The sequence below is a fragment of the Campylobacter sp. RM12647 genome (assembly GCF_020138135.1).
Taxonomy (GTDB): Bacteria; Campylobacterota; Campylobacteria; order Campylobacterales; family Campylobacteraceae; genus Campylobacter_E.
Genome location: NZ_JACGAS010000023.1, coordinates 1 through 18,081, shown reverse-complemented (window position 1 = coordinate 18,081; position 18,081 = coordinate 1). Strand labels below are relative to the sequence as shown.

The 18,081-nt window shown below is 27.9% G+C and carries 17 protein-coding genes and 1 tRNA gene; 15 read left to right on the top strand and 3 right to left on the bottom strand.

Features of this window, described 5'->3' with window-relative positions; genetic code table 11:
- Positions 1–3: 3 nt before the first annotated feature.
- The 7 genes from AVBRAN12647_RS07925 to AVBRAN12647_RS07890 all read left to right on the top strand — a co-directional run bounded on the left by AVBRAN12647_RS07925 (position 4) and on the right by AVBRAN12647_RS07890 (position 8,628).
- Positions 4–219 (top strand): DUF4006 family protein, encoded by a 216-nt coding sequence (locus AVBRAN12647_RS07925; protein ID WP_214117639.1) that lies wholly within the window; start codon positions 4–6, stop codon positions 217–219.
- 94 nt (positions 220–313) lie between these two features.
- Positions 314–865, top strand: a complete 552-nt coding sequence (locus tag AVBRAN12647_RS07915; protein WP_214117638.1) for a hypothetical protein — start codon at positions 314–316, stop codon at positions 863–865.
- Positions 862–1,386 carry a FixH family protein gene (locus AVBRAN12647_RS07910; RefSeq protein ID WP_214117637.1) on the top strand — a complete coding sequence of 175 codons (525 nt, stop codon included), beginning with the start codon at positions 862–864 and terminating at the stop codon, positions 1,384–1,386. Before AVBRAN12647_RS07915 ends, AVBRAN12647_RS07910 begins: the two co-directional genes overlap by 4 nt.
- Before the next feature lie 56 nt (positions 1,387–1,442).
- Entirely contained in the window at positions 1,443–3,632 is a 2,190-nt protein-coding gene (locus tag AVBRAN12647_RS07905) for a PD-(D/E)XK nuclease family protein (protein WP_336614986.1), read from the top strand.
- Positions 3,629–6,277: a UvrD-helicase domain-containing protein gene (locus AVBRAN12647_RS07900; RefSeq protein WP_336614985.1), complete on the top strand. Its 2,649-nt coding sequence runs from the start codon at positions 3,629–3,631 to the stop codon at positions 6,275–6,277. Before AVBRAN12647_RS07905 ends, AVBRAN12647_RS07900 begins: the two co-directional genes overlap by 4 nt.
- Before the next feature lie 120 nt (positions 6,278–6,397).
- Positions 6,398–7,285, top strand: coding sequence for a YeeE/YedE family protein (locus tag AVBRAN12647_RS07895; protein ID WP_336614984.1), 888 nt, complete (start codon positions 6,398–6,400; stop codon positions 7,283–7,285).
- Positions 7,282–8,628, top strand: coding sequence for a rhodanese-like domain-containing protein (locus tag AVBRAN12647_RS07890; RefSeq protein ID WP_336608901.1), 1,347 nt, complete (start codon positions 7,282–7,284; stop codon positions 8,626–8,628). Before AVBRAN12647_RS07895 ends, AVBRAN12647_RS07890 begins: the two co-directional genes overlap by 4 nt.
- 193 nt (positions 8,629–8,821) lie before the next feature.
- Here AVBRAN12647_RS07890 and AVBRAN12647_RS07885 read toward each other — a convergent pair whose 3' ends face one another.
- Both AVBRAN12647_RS07885 and AVBRAN12647_RS07880 read right to left on the bottom strand, forming a co-directional pair.
- Complete coding sequence (locus AVBRAN12647_RS07885; RefSeq protein WP_336608902.1) at positions 8,822–9,121, bottom strand: hypothetical protein; 300 nt, start codon at positions 9,119–9,121, stop codon at positions 8,822–8,824.
- Positions 9,122–9,462: 341 nt separating this feature from the next.
- Positions 9,463–10,740 carry a major outer membrane protein gene (locus tag AVBRAN12647_RS07880; RefSeq protein WP_336614983.1) on the bottom strand — a complete coding sequence of 426 codons (1,278 nt, stop codon included), beginning with the start codon at positions 10,738–10,740 and terminating at the stop codon, positions 9,463–9,465.
- Positions 10,741–10,940: 200 nt separating this feature from the next.
- Here AVBRAN12647_RS07880 and rplM point away from each other — a divergent pair, with 200 nt between their 5' ends.
- From rplM to AVBRAN12647_RS07860, 4 genes are all read left to right on the top strand, one after another.
- Positions 10,941–11,360, top strand: coding sequence for a 50S ribosomal protein L13 (gene rplM / locus AVBRAN12647_RS07875; RefSeq protein WP_214117630.1), 420 nt, complete (start codon positions 10,941–10,943; stop codon positions 11,358–11,360).
- A gap of 1 nt (position 11,361) precedes the next feature.
- A complete protein-coding gene (gene rpsI, locus AVBRAN12647_RS07870) occupies positions 11,362–11,751 on the top strand; it encodes a 30S ribosomal protein S9 (protein WP_214117629.1) in 390 nt (129 codons plus the stop codon).
- A gap of 25 nt (positions 11,752–11,776) precedes the next feature.
- A complete protein-coding gene (locus AVBRAN12647_RS07865) occupies positions 11,777–12,754 on the top strand; it encodes an OmpA family protein (RefSeq protein WP_214150192.1) in 978 nt (325 codons plus the stop codon).
- A 114-nt stretch (positions 12,755–12,868) separates the two neighbouring features.
- Positions 12,869–14,218, top strand: coding sequence for an APC family permease (locus AVBRAN12647_RS07860; protein WP_214117627.1), 1,350 nt, complete (start codon positions 12,869–12,871; stop codon positions 14,216–14,218).
- 3 nt (positions 14,219–14,221) lie between these two features.
- On the opposite strand, the gene AVBRAN12647_RS07855 is transcribed toward AVBRAN12647_RS07860, so the two are convergent.
- On the bottom strand, positions 14,222–14,611 hold the full coding sequence (locus AVBRAN12647_RS07855) for a hypothetical protein (RefSeq protein WP_336614982.1): 390 nt from the start codon (positions 14,609–14,611) through the stop codon (positions 14,222–14,224).
- Between the two features lie 196 nt (positions 14,612–14,807).
- On the opposite strand from AVBRAN12647_RS07855, the gene AVBRAN12647_RS07850 reads away from it, so the two are divergent.
- The 4 genes from AVBRAN12647_RS07850 to AVBRAN12647_RS07835 all read left to right on the top strand — a co-directional run bounded on the left by AVBRAN12647_RS07850 (position 14,808) and on the right by AVBRAN12647_RS07835 (position 18,008).
- Complete coding sequence (locus AVBRAN12647_RS07850) at positions 14,808–16,256, top strand: DASS family sodium-coupled anion symporter (RefSeq protein WP_336614981.1); 1,449 nt, start codon at positions 14,808–14,810, stop codon at positions 16,254–16,256.
- A 126-nt stretch (positions 16,257–16,382) separates the two neighbouring features.
- Positions 16,383–16,469, top strand: a tRNA-Leu gene (locus tag AVBRAN12647_RS07845).
- 22 nt (positions 16,470–16,491) lie between these two features.
- Positions 16,492–16,701: an alkylphosphonate utilization protein gene (locus tag AVBRAN12647_RS07840; RefSeq protein WP_214117624.1), complete on the top strand. Its 210-nt coding sequence runs from the start codon at positions 16,492–16,494 to the stop codon at positions 16,699–16,701.
- Positions 16,702–16,706: 5 nt separating this feature from the next.
- A complete protein-coding gene (locus tag AVBRAN12647_RS07835; protein WP_214117623.1) occupies positions 16,707–18,008 on the top strand; it encodes an outer membrane beta-barrel protein in 1,302 nt (433 codons plus the stop codon).
- Positions 18,009–18,081: the final 73 nt, after the last annotated feature.

Below are 18,081 nucleotides of genomic sequence, written 5' to 3'. Positions count from 1 at the left end.
AAAATGGATAATCATAATAGAAATGTGTTTGGATTACACGGAATTACAGGTATGTTAATAGCTACCGTTTTATTATTATCAATCCTAGTTGGGCTTACTATTTGGGGAATAAATGTTCAACAAAAAGAAATCAGAAATCCTTATAAACTAGAAAAAATTGAAGATGCTAAAATGCACGAAAATAGAAGTTTAGAAGATTTTAGAAAGGACGCAAAATGAGCAAGTTATTAGAAACAATTATAGTTTTAGGAATGGTTGTGTTAGCAATAGTTACAGCTTGGTCAGTTTTAACTCCTAATCATTTAGGTATAGGATGAAAAAGCTAATAATTATAATGCTTTTAGCTCTTGTGAATTTATTTTCACAAGAGCCTTTAAGTAATGAAGTATTAAATGAAATAAATATTTTAAGTAATGATTTAGAGCAAAAAACAGGTATTAAAACAAGTGTTTTGATATCAAATGAAATTCCTTTTAAAGATTTAAAACAAAGTATTAAAACTGATAAAAATTATGCAATTATAGTAATTAGCCTTAAAGATAAAAAGTTAGATGTTATAAGTGATTTAGGATTAGATTTTAGAAGTGTTACCGAATATTATTATTTAAAATATGGATTTTTCCCAAAACAAGGTGCAATATTGCCAATACTTACTCAACCTAAAGGAAAAGATTTAGTAAATGCAGCGATTTTAAATGGATTTGCTGAATTGTGTGATGTAATTGCAAGTAGTAAAGGTGTAGAACTTGAGTATTCTTACGGGGATTTAAATGATAATATTATAAATACAATTAGAACTATTTTTTATATTTTTACTATTGTTTTTATAGTAGTTTTAATTAGAAGAAAGGTAAAGAAAAAATGATAAAAGAAGGAAGACATTGGCCTTATTTGATTGTTGGTTCAATTATTTTTATGATGATTGCTTGTATTTACACCGTTTATTTATCTTTTGATTATCCAGTAGATGAAGATGAAAGTTATTTTTTAAAATATCAAGATGTTGAGAATAATTACGCAAAAATCAAAGAAAACGAAAAATTATTTTTAGATAATTTTGCTTTTAGGGTTTTAGGTGATAAAACAAGATTAGATGTTACTAAACGCCCAGCGGTATTTGTAGATAATGAAGTGATATTACAAGTTAAAGAAAAGTCTAATTTAAAAGCAAGCAATATAAGCGTAAAGGCAAAATTAACAAGACCACACACAAAATATGAAGATAAAGAAATCATCGTAAATTATGATGATAATTTAAAAGAATTTAAAGCTGATTTAGGAGATATTTCTAATGGACGCTGGACTTTATTGATTGATTTTAAAATCAACGAACTTTCAAAATTTTATAAACTTGAACTTTGCAAAAATCAATGTAAAAAAGCTTAATATTAAAGCTTTTTTACGCTATAACTACTCATAATAATCTTTTAAAAGGAAAATAAATGTATAAAAAGGATTTGATTGTATTTTCTAATTTAAGGCAAATTAAAAACTACTTAGCAAGTATTAAAAATGAAGGATTTTTTCCAACTACAATTAGTATTAATGAGTTTTTGCAAGATTTCGCAATAAATGATAAAAGAAGAGCGACTGAAGTAGAGCAAATCATTGCTATGAGTAGGGCTTGTAATAAAACTAAAGATTATAAAAAGCTTAATTTTTCAAATGATTTTTTAAGTTTTTTAAAAAATAAAGAATATTTATTCTCATTTTTTAGCGAATTAAATAGTCAAAAAGTAAGTATAGATGATTTAAGAAATAATGATTTATATAGTTTTTTTGATGAGTATTTAGATATTTTAGAAGAGTGTTTAAAGCATTATAAAAACGAATTAGATAATCAAAATTTATATGATGATATAACTATTAAAGATTTAAAAGCTAATTGGTTTTTGCTTAGTCAATATAAATCAATTAGCTTTTATCTAAACGGCTTTTTAAAGCAATACGAATTAGAATTCTTTGAGAGTATTTCAGACAAAATAGATGTAAAAATCATCACAAATGTAAGCGATTACAATATAAATCTTTTAAAAAAATCATTTAAAATAGATTTTGAGCCAAATCATACTTATACTCTAAGTTTTAATAATTCTTGGCAAATCCTAGAGCAAACTAAACTAAATTATAACAATACCTTAAAAATTGCTTCGTTTAAAAGCTCAATTTATCAATACATTTACGCACTTAGTCTAATATCAAAATATTACGAAAATGATAAACAAATAGCTCTTATTATGCCTGATGAAAGCATTGCAACTAGCTTAAAAGCCCTTGATATTCATAATTATTTAAATATTGCAAGTGGGCTAAACTCAAACGAAATAGCACAAAAACTAAATGCGATTTTAGGTGATGATGAGTTGGCTTTAGTGCAAAAAAGATTATTAAATACAAGCGAACTTGATTTTAGTAATTTTGATAAATTAAAAGAGCAACTATTAAGCCTTAGCAAAAACGCTGAAGTTAAAGAAATCCTAAAAAACCGCCTAAATGATATAAAGATTTTAAATAATGAGTTTAAGCTAACAAACGAGCAAATCATAAAATTACTTGACGCTAATAATATTAAAATTTCTCACACAAACGGCGGAAATGTTGATGCTTTAGGTATGCTTGAAAGTCGTGGAATGAAATATGATTTAGTAATTGTTCTTGATTTTAATGATGATTTAGTGCCAAAGCGAAGTGTTAGTGAAATGTTTTTAAACAATGCTGTTCGCACAAAGGCTGGGCTAATTAGCTATGCTGATAGAGAAAATTTACAAAGGCATTATTATAAAGAGCTTTTTAATGCCAAAGAAGTTTTTGTTTTATACCTTGAAAACGAAGAAAAATCACCCGCTAGAATGCTAAAAGATTTTAGTTGCGAAAGACAAATCGTAGATGAAAAAGGGCTTATGGAGTCGTTTTTAAAGGCACTCAATGGCAAAATAAAAGCAAATGAAAATATATTTGAGCCTGATTTAGAACTTATAAAAAATCATAATTTTTTTGCAAAACCGCTTAGTTTTTCAAGATTATCGTGCTATTTAAACTCACCTTATGAGTATTATTTAAAATATATTTTAGAATTAAGTGAGCCTAGCAATTCAAACGAAAAAGCAGCAGTTGGGACTATGGTTCATGAGTTTTTACAAAACGCTGATTTTAAGAATTTAAAACAAGAATTTGAAAAAGAGCTAAAAGATAAATTAAGCCCAATTGATTATGCTTTAATATACGATAATTTAGATGAAATCGCATATTATATTAACAACAATCAGCCAAGTGCAAATTGCGAAGAAAAGCTTTCGGGTAAAATTGCAAATATTGATGCTTACGGGATAGCTGATAGGATAAGTGATGAGCTAATAATTGATTATAAGACTACAAACAAGCCAAATTCTACTAAAAATCACGAAAAACAATTAGCCTTTTACGCAATGCTTTTAGATAAGCCTACGATACAAACAGCTTTAATTTATTTAAAAAGCACTCGTGGGGCGGTGTTTGAATGTAAAAATTTTAATAAATTATCTCAAGAGATTGAAAGCGACATTGCAACTCTTAAAGATGGCTTTGTCTTAGAAAAAAGTGAAAATGCTTATGGCTATTATCATTTAATAATCAATAAAAAGGATAGAGTATGAAACATATCGCATTAGCAGCAAGTGCTGGAAGTGGCAAGACTTTTACTCTAAGTGTTAGATATATTGCTTTAGTTTTAAGTGGGGCGAGTATTAATGATATAGTAGCTCTTACATTTACAAAAAAAGCCGTAAATGAGATGAAAGAGCGAATTACAAAGGTATTTTTAGAGCTTGAAAATAGAGCTGCCGAGCTTCAATTTTTGCAAGATTTATTGGGTTTAAGTGCCGAGCAAATCATAAATACAAGAAATAAATTCTTAAAAAACTTTAAAGAAGATGAGCTTAGGATTTATACTTTTGATAGCTTTTTTTCTAAGATTTTAAGGCTTTTTGCAACGCATGAAGGTTTAAGCGTTGATGCGGAACTCATTGATTATTTAGATATTAAAGAAGAGTTTTTAAAGTCTTTAGATACAAATGAAGCCATAAAATTAGTAAGAGATTTAAAAGATTTTAATATGAGTTTAGGAGATTTTTTAAACTGGCTTGAGAGTTTGTATTTAAATTATACAGGCGAAAAAATCATAAATGATACGACTTTTATAAATCCTTTTGATGAGTTTTTAAGGCTTAAAGATAATTTTACTGGAGCAAATAAAAAAGTTGATGAATGGCTTGGCAAAATTACGGATTTAAATTCTTTACTTTCTAGCTCATTTTTAGACGCTAGCAAATCAAATATACAAAAAGCCCTAGATTTGCCAACTTTTGCAGCAGCTTATGAAGAATTACTCTCAATCGTTGCTAAATATTATGGTTTTTTAGAGAGCAATCAATTAAAATTATGCTTTAACTATTTAGATAAATTTAGCGAAGTTGCGAAAAATTATCATAAAGAGCAAAACATTTTAAGCTTTAGTGATGTGGCGATTTATGTTCATAAAATATTGCAAAATAAGGATTTAAAAGACCTTTTTTATTTTAGACTTAATTCAAATCTAAGCCATCTTTTAATAGATGAGTTTCAAGACACTTCAGTTATTCAATACGAAATCATTAAGCCAATAGTTGAAGAAATAGTGGCTGGAATTGGCATAGATGATAAGCAAAAAAGCTTTTTTTATGTAGGAGATAAAAAGCAATCAATTTATTCATTTAGGGGTGCTAAACAAGAAGTATTTGATTTATTTCACAAAAACAAAACCTATAATATAAGCTTGCAAAATCTTGATACTAATTATCGTAGTAAAAAAGCCATAGTAGAGTTTGTAAATAATAATTTTAAAAATCTTTATGATGATTATTACGAGCAATTAGTTGCAAGTAAAGAAAACGGAGTTGTAAGCAAAATAATTACCGAAAATTACTTAAACGATGTTTATAAAAAGATTGCAAGTTTGCTACAAAACGGAGCAAAATTAGATGATATTTGCATACTTACAAGAGATAATGCAAATGCAAATGAAATAGCTAATTATTTAAATGAATTTGGTTTGAAAACTAATGTAAATAATAACTCTTTATTAGTTTCAAAAATGAGCGTTAGGGTTTTAATAGAATTTGCAAAATACTCTATTTTAGGAGATGAGATTTATGGCTTTTTTGTAAAGTCTGTGCTAGGCAAGGATTATTCAAGGCTTAAAATTGATATTACAAAAAGTGCTTATGAGATTTATAATGAAATCATAACTCATCTTGATTTATGTAAAGATGAGTATGTTTTAGAGTTTTTAGATGAAATTAGTTCTAAAGATTTTTTAGATACTATCTTTAATCTTAGTAATAAACTTGCATCAAACAATGAAGCAAAAGGCATAAATATTATGACAATTCATAAGAGCAAGGGCTTACAATTTGAGCATTTAATCTGCGTTCATTTAAGTAAAAATGCCCCACACGATACAGGGCTTAAAATTGAATATGATTTTTCTAGCCACAAATGGTATGGCTTTAAAAAGGACGCTAGTGCTATTAGAAATCTTAGATGTTTTTATGATAAAGATTATGCAAAAAAGCTTGAAATTTATGAGAATACGAAAAAAACTGATGAGATAAATACTTATTATGTAGCTTATACAAGAGCGATTAGCTCTCTTTGTATTATTATGAATGATGGAGCTGGGCTTAGCGGGATTAATTATAATGAAATTGCTAATGAAAGTTTAGATGATGATTTGCTTAATTTTAGATATAAAGAAAATGAAGCAAGTGCTATAAATATTAGCTATGAGTTTAATCCTTGCGTGCCACTTCAAAATGTAAAGGCTAAAGAGTTTAGCACTGATTCGATTATGCTTGGAAACGCATTTCACTATTTTTGTGAATTGAGTGATTTTAATGATGAAAGCTTGAATGAATGTTTAAGACTTGCATATAATAAGTTTAATCAGGTAGATTTACTTAAATTAAAAAAACTTTGCGAAGATTTGCTGAAATGCGTGGAGTTTAAAGAATTAATCAAAAATCATAATTTGATTAAAGAATATAACTTTTTATATGAAAATAAAGTAAATAGAATAGATTTATTAGCTATTAGCGATGATTGCGTTAAGATAATTGATTATAAAAGCTCGTTTTTTAATAAATCTTATGAAAAACAGCTAAAAACCTATGAAAACTTTATAAAAACTAGATTTTCTAATCACAAAATTAGCTCTTATGTAGTATTTTACGAAAACGAAGAATTTAAATTAAAAAGAATTTAAATTCTTTAAAACTAAATTGATTTTGTGGTGAAAATCTTAATTCATAATCTAAATATGAATTAAGATTTATTATTTTTCAAAACATATAATTTCTAAAATATTTTAGAAAGTCATTAGGTAATGAATACGCTTATATTTGGAATTGTTTTTGGATTTTTATTAGCAAGATATAGATTTTGCTTTTTTTCTGGTTTTAGAAATCTTTTTTATTTTAAAGATTTTTCATTTGTTAGTGCTTTAAGTTTTTGTATATTTTTACAATCTCTTGGCTTATTCACATTAGAACATTTTAAACTAATTATCATACCCGAGTTTAAATTCTCAATACTTGCTACTATTATAGGTAGCTTTGCATTTGGCGTTGGAATGGCGTTTAGCAAAGCTTGTGTTAGCGGTAGTTTTACTAGGGTTATTAATAATAGTTCTTATTTAATAACGGCTTTTTCTTTTGCTTTTAGTATGGCTTTATTTAATGGAATATTTAAAAAATATATAGATATTTTTACAAAAAATGAGCTTACTAATATTCATACTTTTTTAAATATTTCGCCTTTTATCTTAGTGATTTTACTTGGAATTTTAAGTATATATTTAATCTATAAAGCCAAAAAAATCAGCATTCTAGCAATAGTTTTAGCAATTTTAAGTCTTTTAATGTGGAAAATGATTGGTTTTAGTTTTACTTTATCAGTGCCTAGTAAAAATATGATTTTATATCTAGTAACCAATCAATATAGGTATTTAGATTCTGGAGTTTATTTTTTATTTGGTTGTATTTTAGGTGGGATTGTTGCTAATTTAAAATCATTTTCGCTTCAAGGTGTATCGCTAAAACAAGGATATTTTAGTGTAATTGGAGGCTTTTTGATGGCTTTTGGAGCTTCTCTTGCAAGTGGTTGCAATGTGGCAAATATTTTAATAGCTAGTGCTTATTTTAGCTTTCAAGCTTTTATATTTTTACCTTTTATGCTTTTTGGATTTTTGATTATTTTAAGGAGAGTATCGTGAAAAAATTAATTTTATTGTTTGCACTTATTTTTAGTGCTTGTTTTAATGCTGATAATGTTAAATTATTAAATACTTATGAGTTTAAAGCTAGATTAAATAGTGATTATTTGATAATTGATACAAGAATTGATAGTTATTATAATGGTTTTAGCGAAGATGGGGCAAAAAACGGCGGTCATATTAAAGGGGCTTTAAATATTAGTGCTTTATCAATGGATTTTGTTGAAAATAAAAAATTTGAAGAATATTTCAAAGGCAAAGGCATTACAAAGGATAAAAAGCTCGTATTTTATGGCTCTAATTTAGATGAGATAAAAAAAGTTAGCTCGGAGTTTTTAGCTCGTGGTTATAAAGGCGAGATTTATGCTGATTTTATAGATTATGCAAATAATAATGATTTAGTAAAACTTAAAAACTATCAACTAGCAGTCTATCCTAAATGGCTAAATGACTTAATGCAAGGCAAAAAAGTTGAGAGTTTTGATGGTAAAGACTTTATGGTTTTTGAGGTTAGTTGGGGAGAAAATAGTGATGAATACAGCGAGCATATAAAAGGTGCTTATCATTTTAATACTGATTTAATAGAGAATGCTCCTGTTTGGAATTTAAGTGATGCAAAAACTTTAGAAAATAATCTTTTAAGCTTAGGAATAACAAGCGAAAAAACTATAATTTTATATTCTAAAAATCAAATGGCAGCTTTAAGAGTATTTTTTGCACTAAAATACGCTGGGGTTAAAGATGTTAGATTTTTAAATGGTGGGCTATATTCTTGGCAAGAAGCAGGATTTAGCATAGAAAAAACTTCAAATATACCTAATAAAGAAAGTGATTTTAAAGCGATAATTCCTGCAAATACTAATATAAATATATCAATGCCAGATGATATTAAAAATTATAAAGGGGATTTAAAGCTAGTAAGTATTAGGGCTTGGGATGAGTTTATAGGCAAAATTAGTGGTTATGATTATATACCAAAAAGTGGTGAGCCAAAAGGAGCTATTTGGGGATTTGCAGGGACAAATTCATCTAATGTGGCTGATTATTATGACCCTGATGGAACGCTTAGAAATCCTTATGAAATATATGAATTGTGGCAAAGTCAAGGCATTAATAAAAATGATAATTTAGCTTTTTATTGTGGCACAGGCTGGAGAGCTAGTGTTGCTTGGTTTATTGCCTTACTTGATGGTTGGGAAAATATTTATGTATATGATGGTGGCTGGAATGCTTGGCAAATGGATGAGAGCTTAGAAGTGCAAAAGAATTTAGATTTAGTTAAACCTGATTCAAAAAACGATTATGGAGCAGTGTTTAAAGAAGGTGCTAGTTGTAAAAGCTAATCAAAAGCTATTCTTAAAGAATAGCTTTAATCATCATAAAATGATTATAAAGAGTATATGCAACACTAAATAAAATTATTGTAATTGTTAAAATGAGAGTTTTGCTAAGTGTAGGCTCAAAAAAGCTCTCGCTTAAATTAATTTGTATTTTTTGATTAAGCGATGAGCTTTTAAAATTTTTATAGTTTTTTAATTATCTAAATTGCCTTCTTTCAAATTTTGCTTTAGGTTCTGCTTTTGTATCTATAGGTAAAATATTAGCAAAGCATCCAATATCAACAAAAACAAGTATCCCAAAAATCCAACCATTTATTGAATCATAAAATGTATATAATATATAAGTTAATACGCAAAAAGCAATAAACCAGCCAAGCGAAAATGTTCTCTCGTGCTCGTAAGTAATTTCAGCTTGACAGCCCCTACATACTTTTACACCAAATCTTAATTCTTCATCACAAAAAGGACATATCATCGTTTTTGTATCTTTTGACATAATTGTCTCCTATTTTGATTTATTTGTTAAATAATAAAAAAAAAAAACAACGCATTGTAAATATTTTCAGCCTTTCGTAATACCTTAAATTACTTAATCGTATTGCTATTAGTTTTAAAAAACTTGTTTGTTTAGATTGATTAGAGCTTAGAAGTGCAAAAGAATTTAGATTTAGTTAAATCTGATTCAAAAAACGATTATGGAGCAGTATTTAAAGAAGGTGCAAGTTGTAAAAGCTAGACTAAGTAAGCCTAACACCAAGAGTTTGAAATTAGTTAAATTAAGTTTTTATAAGTGTTAGGCCAAATTAATCTAGTGCTAGGCTTAATGCCTAGCTATTTTTAGAATGTATATTTTGCTTCAAATCTGATTAGTTTTTCATCTTTTTTACAATCTTCTATACCTTCATAATTTTTTGTTTTACCATAAGCATAGAATGCTGAGAAGTTTAATTTGTCGCTATATTTATAAGATAGTTGTGGCTTAACTTCAAATAATTTTTCTTTATCAGTTTTATCGCCATTTTTGATTTTATTTGTTCCGTTAATAATATCAACACCAAATCTTACATCTTCAAATGTATAGCCAATTGTTCCGAATACGAAATCTTTTTTACCTACTGCTCCTGTTTGGTAATCTTTCATAGCGTATTCGCCATAATTAATCAATTTGCCACTATCTTCTATAGTATTAATTGTAGCTTTATCCTTTTTCCCATAACCAGCATAACCTATATTAAAATCTAAGCCGAATGCTTCAAAACCAGCTTCAATAGCATAAAAATTACCATTAGCTACTTCGTCGCCTGTAGCTTTTTTTAATAAATCTTTTCTATCTTTTTTAAGATTATTACCTGCGTATTGAGCGTGAATATTGTATGCGAAATCATCTTTATCACCTAAATTAACATTGAAATCTACCGCATATAATGTGCCCCAACTAGCCATATTTGCTACCCATAACTCTGCTGCTACTGGGTCAAAATTAGCAATTGCTGCTATACCATATATATTTTTACCACTTACACTTTTTATACTATCATCATCATTTTTTGTAGCAATAACGCCTAAATCACTATCTTTATTGTAATTATCAAAAGCATAAGCTGCTAAAGTTACATTCTCAATGCTATTATTTACGATTTTTAATCCTGTTCCTAATAAATCATCAGTCCAAATTGAGCCAATTTCCATTCTACCGAACATAAATGAGGTATCGTAATTCGTGTAAGTTAAATAAGCATCTCTTATATTAAAAGTTTTACTTGTATTTATATTATTTTCAACTTTATCTCTTAAAGCTTCATTAGATGGTGTTAAACCTGGTTTGTTTAAAGCAAATGAAGCATCTTGGTTTGAATACTGAAATAATGCAGTAGCTTTAAAATTATCAGCTATATCTGAAGTGAATTTTAATTGAGCTTTATATCCGTGCAATTGGATTGTATCTTTTGTAGATTTGTCTTTTAATGAATTTTTTTCGCTAATTCCTTCATATCTATATCTTAACATACCTAATAAATCTACATTTTGAATAGCTTCATCTAAAGCAACAGCATTTGCAACTGACATTGAACCTGCAGTAATTACTGCAATTAAACTAAGTTTTACTAGTTTCATTTTTACATCCTTTTTTTTAAAATTGCAATGCTATTCTACCCCCCCCCATCTTTAAAATAAACTTAAATTGAATAATTTTTTTAGAATTTAAAAAGTCAAATTTTATTTTTAATTTATCTTAAAATTATCTTAATTTAAGATATTATTAAGATTAAAAACATATAATCAGCTTTTTAAAAAATTTTGGCAAAGGTAAAATCATGACAAAAATAACAAAGCCAAACGAAGTTAAAAGAGATTGGATAATTGTAGATGCTGAAGGTAAGCGTTTCGGTCGTCTTTTAACAGAAGTTGCGACAATATTAAAAGGCAAACATAAGCCTTGTTATACACCAAATGTTGATTGCGGAGATTATGTTGTAATTATCAACGCATCTAAAGCAGAATTTACTGGAACAAACAAAGCTGATGATAAATTATATCACAGACATTCAGGCTATTTTGGAAGCACTAAGAGTGAAAAATTCGGTGATTTATTAGCAAATAATCCAGCAAAATTATATAAATTAGCAGTTCGTGGAATGTTGCCTAAAACTACTTTAGGTCGTGCAATGCTTAAGAAATTAAAAGTTTATGCAGGTAGCGAACACCCACATACAGCTCAGGTAAAAGGAAAGTAAAATGGCAAAAGTTTATGCAACAGGTAAAAGAAAAACTGCAATAGCTAAAGTTTGGGCTAAGGCTGGAAGTGGTAAAATTATAGTGAATGGCGTTGATTTAAATACTTGGTTAGGCGGACACGAAGCTATTAAATTAAAGGTAGTTCAACCTTTATTAGTAACTAAGCAAGAAGGTTTAATGGACATTACAGCTAGCACATTAGGTGGTGGTTATAATGCTCAAGCTGAAGCTTTAAGACACGGAATTTCTCGTGCTTTAGCTGCTATGAGTGCTGATTTTAGAGCGCTACTTAAACCACAAGGTTTATTAACTCGTGATAGTCGTGTGGTTGAGCGTAAAAAATACGGCCGCAGAAAAGCAAGAAGAAAACCACAATTTAGTAAACGTTAATTCGATTTTGAAATTAGGAGTATTCATGAAAAAGATGAGTTTAGTTTTAAGTGCAGCTGCAATGATAGCTGTTAGTGCAAATGCAAGTGATATTAATTTTGAAGGCTTAGAAATAAGCCCAATCGCTACATACAATGTTCCAGAAGGAAATCTTGACCTTATGAATAAATTTGGTTATGGATTAAGAATTGGTTATATGTATGGTGCAGTAGGAACAGAAATTGGTTATGAGCACCAAAAAGGTGAATATAAAAGTATAGATAATGCAGGTCATACTCCAGTGGGTATTGATAGAGGTTATTTAAACTTAGTATTCCCAGTTAAAGTTGGTGATACTAACTTTGATTTCTATGGATTATTAGGTGTTGGTTATGAAAACTTCAGCGAAAATCTATATGACAATAAAAACGGAATGTTTGGTCATTATGGTATTGGTTTAAAATACAAAATTTACAAAAGCTTTGGTTTAAGAGCAGAAGTTCGTGACCAAATTAAATTCCGCCACGCTGATCACCATGTAATTAGCACTTTAGGTGTAATTTTTAACTTTGATGGTAAAAAAGAAGAAGTTGTTCCAGCTCCACAACCAGTTGTAGAAGTTAAACCAGAGCCAGTAGTTGTTAAACCTGAGCCAAAACCACAACCAAAACCAAAAGCATGTTATGATTTAGAATTAGTTAAAGTTAATTTTGGATTTGATAAGAGCAATGTAACTGCTAACTATATTCCTGAAATTGAGCGTTTAGCTAAATTAATTAAAGAAGAGCCTGCATATTTTGCAAATATCACAGGATATACAGATTCAATCGGTACATCTGCTTATAACAAAAAATTATCAGAAAAAAGAGCTAAAGCAGTAAAAGCTGAACTTGTAAAAGCTGGTGTTAGCGAAGACAGAATTAATCCAAGTTGGGCTGGCGACCAAAATGCAATCGGCGATAACAAAACAAAAGAAGGCCGTGCAGCAAACCGCAGAGTTGAATTAAAAATCATCTGCCAATAATTTTATAAATTATTTTTAGGTTTCACAGATTATGTGAAACCTTTTCTTTTTTTCTTCTAAATTATTACAATTTTAATAGTATTATTCGCTTCATTTTATTTTTTTAGGTTTATTATGAAGTTGAGTATAAAAGATATTATTTTTATGAATTTGATTGGGATTTTTTCTTTAAGACAAATTCCTTATGTCGCACAATACGGAGCTAGTTCTATTATTTTATGGCTTTTTGTAGCATTTGGATTTTTTATTCCTTTAGCTTTGATATGTGGAGAACTTGGTTCTAGATTTTCTAAGGGTGGTGGTATATTTTTATGGATTAATAAAGCTTTTGGAGTAAAAGTTGCTTATTTTTGTTTGATTTGTTATCTTCTATCTTGTTTAGCTTTTTTCCCAATGATGTTGTATTTCGCAGCAAATTCTTTAGCTTATATATTTAATTTACAGGCAAAATCTTATTTTATCGCAATATTTTCTATATTGAGTTTTTTTATTTTGACATATATAAATTATAGGGGTTTTGAATATACTAAATTAATAAATAAAGTATTTGTTTATTTTGGAATTTTATTTCCTACATTGCTTTTAATAGTTGTAGCTTTAATGTTTTATTTGACTAATAACAAAATCACAACTCCTTATAATTCAGGGTATTTAATTACACTTGATTTAAATACTTTAGTGTTTTCAAGCACTATGATGTTTGCATTTGCAGGGCTTGAGCTTAGCACAATGATAGGTGCTAAAATTGATAACGCTCAAAAAAATTATCCAAAAGCTATATTTTTTAGTGCATTTATAATAGTAGGTATTTATATTTTAGGCACTTTTTGTGTTAATGTGATATATCCTGCAAAAGATACTGATATATTAGATGGTATTATGCAAGCAATTACTTATGCTGAAAATAATTTAGGTTTTAAAGGTCTTAGTCAATTAATGGCTTTTAGTTTATTTGTAGGCACTTTAGGGCAGATTAATTCTTGGTTGGTAGCGCCAATATATATGCTAGCTAATGCTTCAAAAGAAGGAATAATTAAATTTTATGAAGCAAAACCACATCCAAAATACAATACCCCTTATAAGGCTTTATTTTTTCAGGCATTTTTAGTTAGTATTATTTGTATATTTTGTGTATTTTTTAATAAATCTCAAGATATTTATTGGCTACTTAGTTCTCTTACTACGGTTAGTTATTTTTTACCTTATATTGCAATGTTTTTAGCATATTTTAAATTAAAAAATTATTGTGAAAATGAATTAGAATTTAAAATACAAAATCAAATTCTTAGTTATTTTTTAGCGATATTAGGTCTTAGTAGCGTAGTATTTGCTTTAATATTAAGTTTTATTACTCCAAACGAAGAAGAACAAAGTGAATTAATATATTTTTTACAAATTATGAGTTCTCCTATACTAGCATTAATAATTGCTATTTTTAGTTTTAATAAAACTCGTAATAAATAAAGCTTATTTAATATTTATCAAAATATTATTGTTTTGATAAGTATTTTTTTGTTTTTTTATAGGTTTTTCTCCGCTGATGCTAATTTGTATATATTCATCTAGAGTTGGCTCTTTTATTTTTATAGGTTCAGTTTGGGGAATTTCTTCTTGTAATTCTTCTTCATCCTCAAACAATATATCTAAAGCCTTTTTTAATTTTCTTAATTTTTTTTCATCTAATTCACTTAGTTTTTTTTGCAAATCATAATTTATATCATCGTTTTGATATAAATTTTTAGGTATAGTTGGGTCTTTCCAATCTGGATTTTCACTAAAAGGAATTTTATCTCCAGGAAAATCTAAAGTGTATGCAAATAAATTTAAACTTAAAATAAAAACAGCTAATTTTCTCATATTTTTTCCTAATTAAATTTTTCATATTATAAAAAGTTATGAAATATATTATATTTTTTTTCAAAAAAAGATAATAATTTATAATAAGTGTTACTTTTATACACATTTTTTAAAGTTTTAAATACAATTTAAATACATTTTATGAATTATTCTGCTAAAGTAATCTTAATTTTTTAATTTTTTTTAAGGAGAAATGATGAAAAGAGCAATTTCTATTATTATTTTGATTGCTATTCCATTTTTATTCGCTACTATTTTGCCCGTGCCAAGTGGCTTAAGCGAAGCTGCGTGGGTAATGTTTGGTATTTATCTTTCAGCAGTTTTAGGTCTTGTATTTAAGCCTATACCAAATTCTATGGTATTAATTACTGCAGTGGCAGGAACTGCACTATTTATGGGACCTTATTTAGGTGGTGCAAAAGAAGCTACAAAACAAGCTTTAAGCGGTTATGCAAGTTCAACTACTTGGATTATAGTTTCTGCATTTGCTTTAAGTATTGCATTTACAAAAACAGGTCTTGGTAAAAGATGGGCTTATTTTTTAATAGGTAAATTTGGTAAAACTACTTTAAGACTTAGCTATGTTACTGCATTTTTGGATTTAGTAGTATCACCTGCAACTCCATCAAATACTGCAAGAGCAGGTGGAATTGTCTTTCCAATTGTAAATTCAATCGCACAATCTTTATCAAAAGATAAAGTTGAAACAGAAAATAGAGTAGGTGCATTTTTAGCGTGTAATTCTTATATGAGTACAAAAATGACTTCATTTATTTTCGCAACCGCAATGGCTGGAAATATGCTAGTGATTGGTTATGCAAATGATATTTTAGGAACTCACTTAAATTGGGGAAATTGGGCTGTTGCTATGATAATTCCTGGTATTGTGTGTTTATGTATAATTCCACTAGTTGTTTATATTTTTGTTCGCCCTGATATAAAAAAGATTGATAATGTAGTAATTTCAAAACAAGGCTTAGAAGAATTAGGAGAGATGAAAAGAAGTGAGAAAATGCTTGTTTTAATCTTTGTTCTAGCATTGCTTGGTTGGTCTGTTCCGTCTTTAGCTAGTTCTTTATTTGGATTAAAGATTGATATAGATGCTACTGCAGTAGCTGTTGGTGCTATGAGTTTATCAGTATTACTTGGCGTTTTAAAATTTGAAGATATAGCAGGTTCTAAAGAGTGTATAGGGACATTATTTTGGTTTGGTGGTATTATGTCACTATCAGGTATGATGAATAAATTGGGCTTTTTTAAATGGCTTGGAACATTTATTCAAGGTAATATGAATTTAGATTTAGACCCATTGATAGTATTAATAATTATTGGTTTTATTAGTATTATCGTAAGATATTTATATGCTAGTGCAACCGTTTTCATTACAACTCTTTTACCGGTTTTATTTTTAATAGGCAAAAGTGCAGGAGTTGATCCATATTTATTAGCATTTTTATTAATTACTACAAATTCTTATGGCGGAGCATTAACTCATTTTGGTGGTCCTGCTGCTTCAGTTATTTTTGGAGCTGGATATAACACCGTAAAAGAATGGTGGATTACTGGATTTGTAGTGGCTATGGTATCTTTTATTTTATGCCTTGTAATAGGTCTTCCTTATTGGGAAATGTTAGGAATGAATTAATTTTTTTTCTTGTTTTGATAGGAATATCAAAACAAGAATTTCATAATCAAATATTAAGTAAAATATATTTAAAATATCACACTTTTATTTTTTTATAAGCAAATTTTATTATCATATGCAATTTTAGCCCAAGTGGTGAAACTGGTAGACGCGCTAGACTCAAAATCTAGTAGGAGCAATCCTGTGTCGGTTCGAGTCCGACCTTGGGCACCATAAATAAAAAAGGAATATAAAAATGCCAAAAGACGCAAACGGAAACGAATTACAAGCAGGAGATAATGTTAGCGTTATTAAAGATTTGAAAGTAAAAGGCAGTTCTTTAACTATTAAAAGAGGAACTAATGTAAAAAACATAAAGCTTACTTCAAATGATGATGAAATAGAAGCAAAAGTTGATAAACACGGAGTTATAGTTTTAAAAACTTGTTTTTTAAAAAAGGCTTAACATTTATGAAAAAATTTTTAACATTTTTACCTATTGCTTTATTAGCAAATCCATTTGATGATTTAGTAAATGCGTATAATCAGGAAGATTATAAAACTTCTTATGATATAGCTAGTTCTATTTGTAAGCAAACTTGCTCTGATATTAATTTAAATCTAATTATGGGTAAAAGTGCTTTTAGATTAGGTTTATACGATGAAGCTTTAGCTGCTTATGATAGGGTTTTAGTATTAGATGATACTAATACAGAAGCGAGATTACAAAGTGCTATTATTTATCAAAAAAACGGGAATTTAGCTTTACTTAAATTAGAACTAGAGAATTTAAAAGATGATGAACGCTTAAATGATGATGAGAAAGCTTTAGTTGCTAGTATGTTAAAAAATGTTAAATATCAACAAAAAGCCAATAATGAAATAAATATACCTTATGCGAGTATTGGTTTTGGATATGGATATGATAGCAATCCAAAAAAGCAGAATTTAAAAGATAGTTATTTACCAGTGCCACAATTAGGCATTAATTTTCCAATACCAGGTGCTAAGCACCAACCAGCTAGTAGTATTTTAGCTAATCTTAATGCTGGCTATAAAAAACAAGTTAATAATGTATATGATTATGATATAAATATTAATTTTTATAATAAGTATTATATAAAACCAATTGAAGAAGATTTTCAGAATTTAAGTGTATTTACAGCTTCAATTAATAATGGTTTTGAGATATCAAGACAATTTAAATTAAATATTTTAATGTCTTATGATTATATTATTTTAAAACAAAAAAGATATTTAAATACCTTTACAGCAGATATTTCAGGTGATTATTATACTGAAAGTGGGCTAGCTTTTGGTCTAGGCTATACAATTAATCATAATAATTATTTGATAGAAGATAATAAAGAAAATGATTCAAATCATCATAGTATTTATGCTATGAGTAAGATTATTTCTCAAAGAAGTATGTCTTATTTAAAAATTGCTTATGATATAGAAAAAACTAGCAGAATTAAAGAAAGTTCAAATAATTATAAAGAATATTCAGCTACTGCCGGAATTATTTATATGTTAAATAAACAAGTAATATTAAAAGCAAGTTTAGGTTATGCTAAAAGTAAATATGATGAAAAAATCTTCTTAAATACGAGAAACGATATAACCTATAGGGTAAATTTTGGTGCTGAATACAATATGGATCATCATAATTTCTTCTCACTTGATTTAGGATATAATAGGGTAAAATCAAGTATTGAATACAATTCTTACGATAATCTTTACACTAATTTAATGTATAAATATAAATTTTAAGCTAACAACCTTTTAAAATATGCTATAATTTGGCATCATTTTGAAAGGATACGCTATGAAAAAAATATTATTG

Bases quoted from the DNA above. Each gene is read 5' to 3' on its own strand.
- AVBRAN12647_RS07835 (WP_214117623.1), top strand. From the start codon at position 16,707: ATGAAAAAATTTTTAACATTTTTACCTATTGCTTTATTAGCAAATCCA.
- rpsI (WP_214117629.1), top strand. From the start codon at position 11,362: ATGGCAAAAGTTTATGCAACAGGTAAAAGAAAAACTGCAATAGCTAAA.
- AVBRAN12647_RS07840 (WP_214117624.1), top strand. From the start codon at position 16,492: ATGCCAAAAGACGCAAACGGAAACGAATTACAAGCAGGAGATAATGTT.
- AVBRAN12647_RS07910 (WP_214117637.1), top strand. From the start codon at position 862: ATGATAAAAGAAGGAAGACATTGGCCTTATTTGATTGTTGGTTCAATT.
- AVBRAN12647_RS07855 (WP_336614982.1), bottom strand. From the start codon at position 14,611: ATGAGAAAATTAGCTGTTTTTATTTTAAGTTTAAATTTATTTGCATAC.
- AVBRAN12647_RS07880 (WP_336614983.1), bottom strand. From the start codon at position 10,740: ATGAAACTAGTAAAACTTAGTTTAATTGCAGTAATTACTGCAGGTTCA.
- AVBRAN12647_RS07905 (WP_336614986.1), top strand. From the start codon at position 1,443: ATGTATAAAAAGGATTTGATTGTATTTTCTAATTTAAGGCAAATTAAA.
- rplM (WP_214117630.1), top strand. From the start codon at position 10,941: ATGACAAAAATAACAAAGCCAAACGAAGTTAAAAGAGATTGGATAATT.
- AVBRAN12647_RS07895 (WP_336614984.1), top strand. From the start codon at position 6,398: ATGAATACGCTTATATTTGGAATTGTTTTTGGATTTTTATTAGCAAGA.
- AVBRAN12647_RS07925 (WP_214117639.1), top strand. From the start codon at position 4: ATGGATAATCATAATAGAAATGTGTTTGGATTACACGGAATTACAGGT.
- AVBRAN12647_RS07865 (WP_214150192.1), top strand. From the start codon at position 11,777: ATGAAAAAGATGAGTTTAGTTTTAAGTGCAGCTGCAATGATAGCTGTT.
- AVBRAN12647_RS07860 (WP_214117627.1), top strand. From the start codon at position 12,869: ATGAAGTTGAGTATAAAAGATATTATTTTTATGAATTTGATTGGGATT.
- AVBRAN12647_RS07885 (WP_336608902.1), bottom strand. From the start codon at position 9,121: ATGTCAAAAGATACAAAAACGATGATATGTCCTTTTTGTGATGAAGAA.
- AVBRAN12647_RS07915 (WP_214117638.1), top strand. From the start codon at position 314: ATGAAAAAGCTAATAATTATAATGCTTTTAGCTCTTGTGAATTTATTT.
- AVBRAN12647_RS07850 (WP_336614981.1), top strand. From the start codon at position 14,808: ATGAAAAGAGCAATTTCTATTATTATTTTGATTGCTATTCCATTTTTA.
- AVBRAN12647_RS07900 (WP_336614985.1), top strand. From the start codon at position 3,629: ATGAAACATATCGCATTAGCAGCAAGTGCTGGAAGTGGCAAGACTTTT.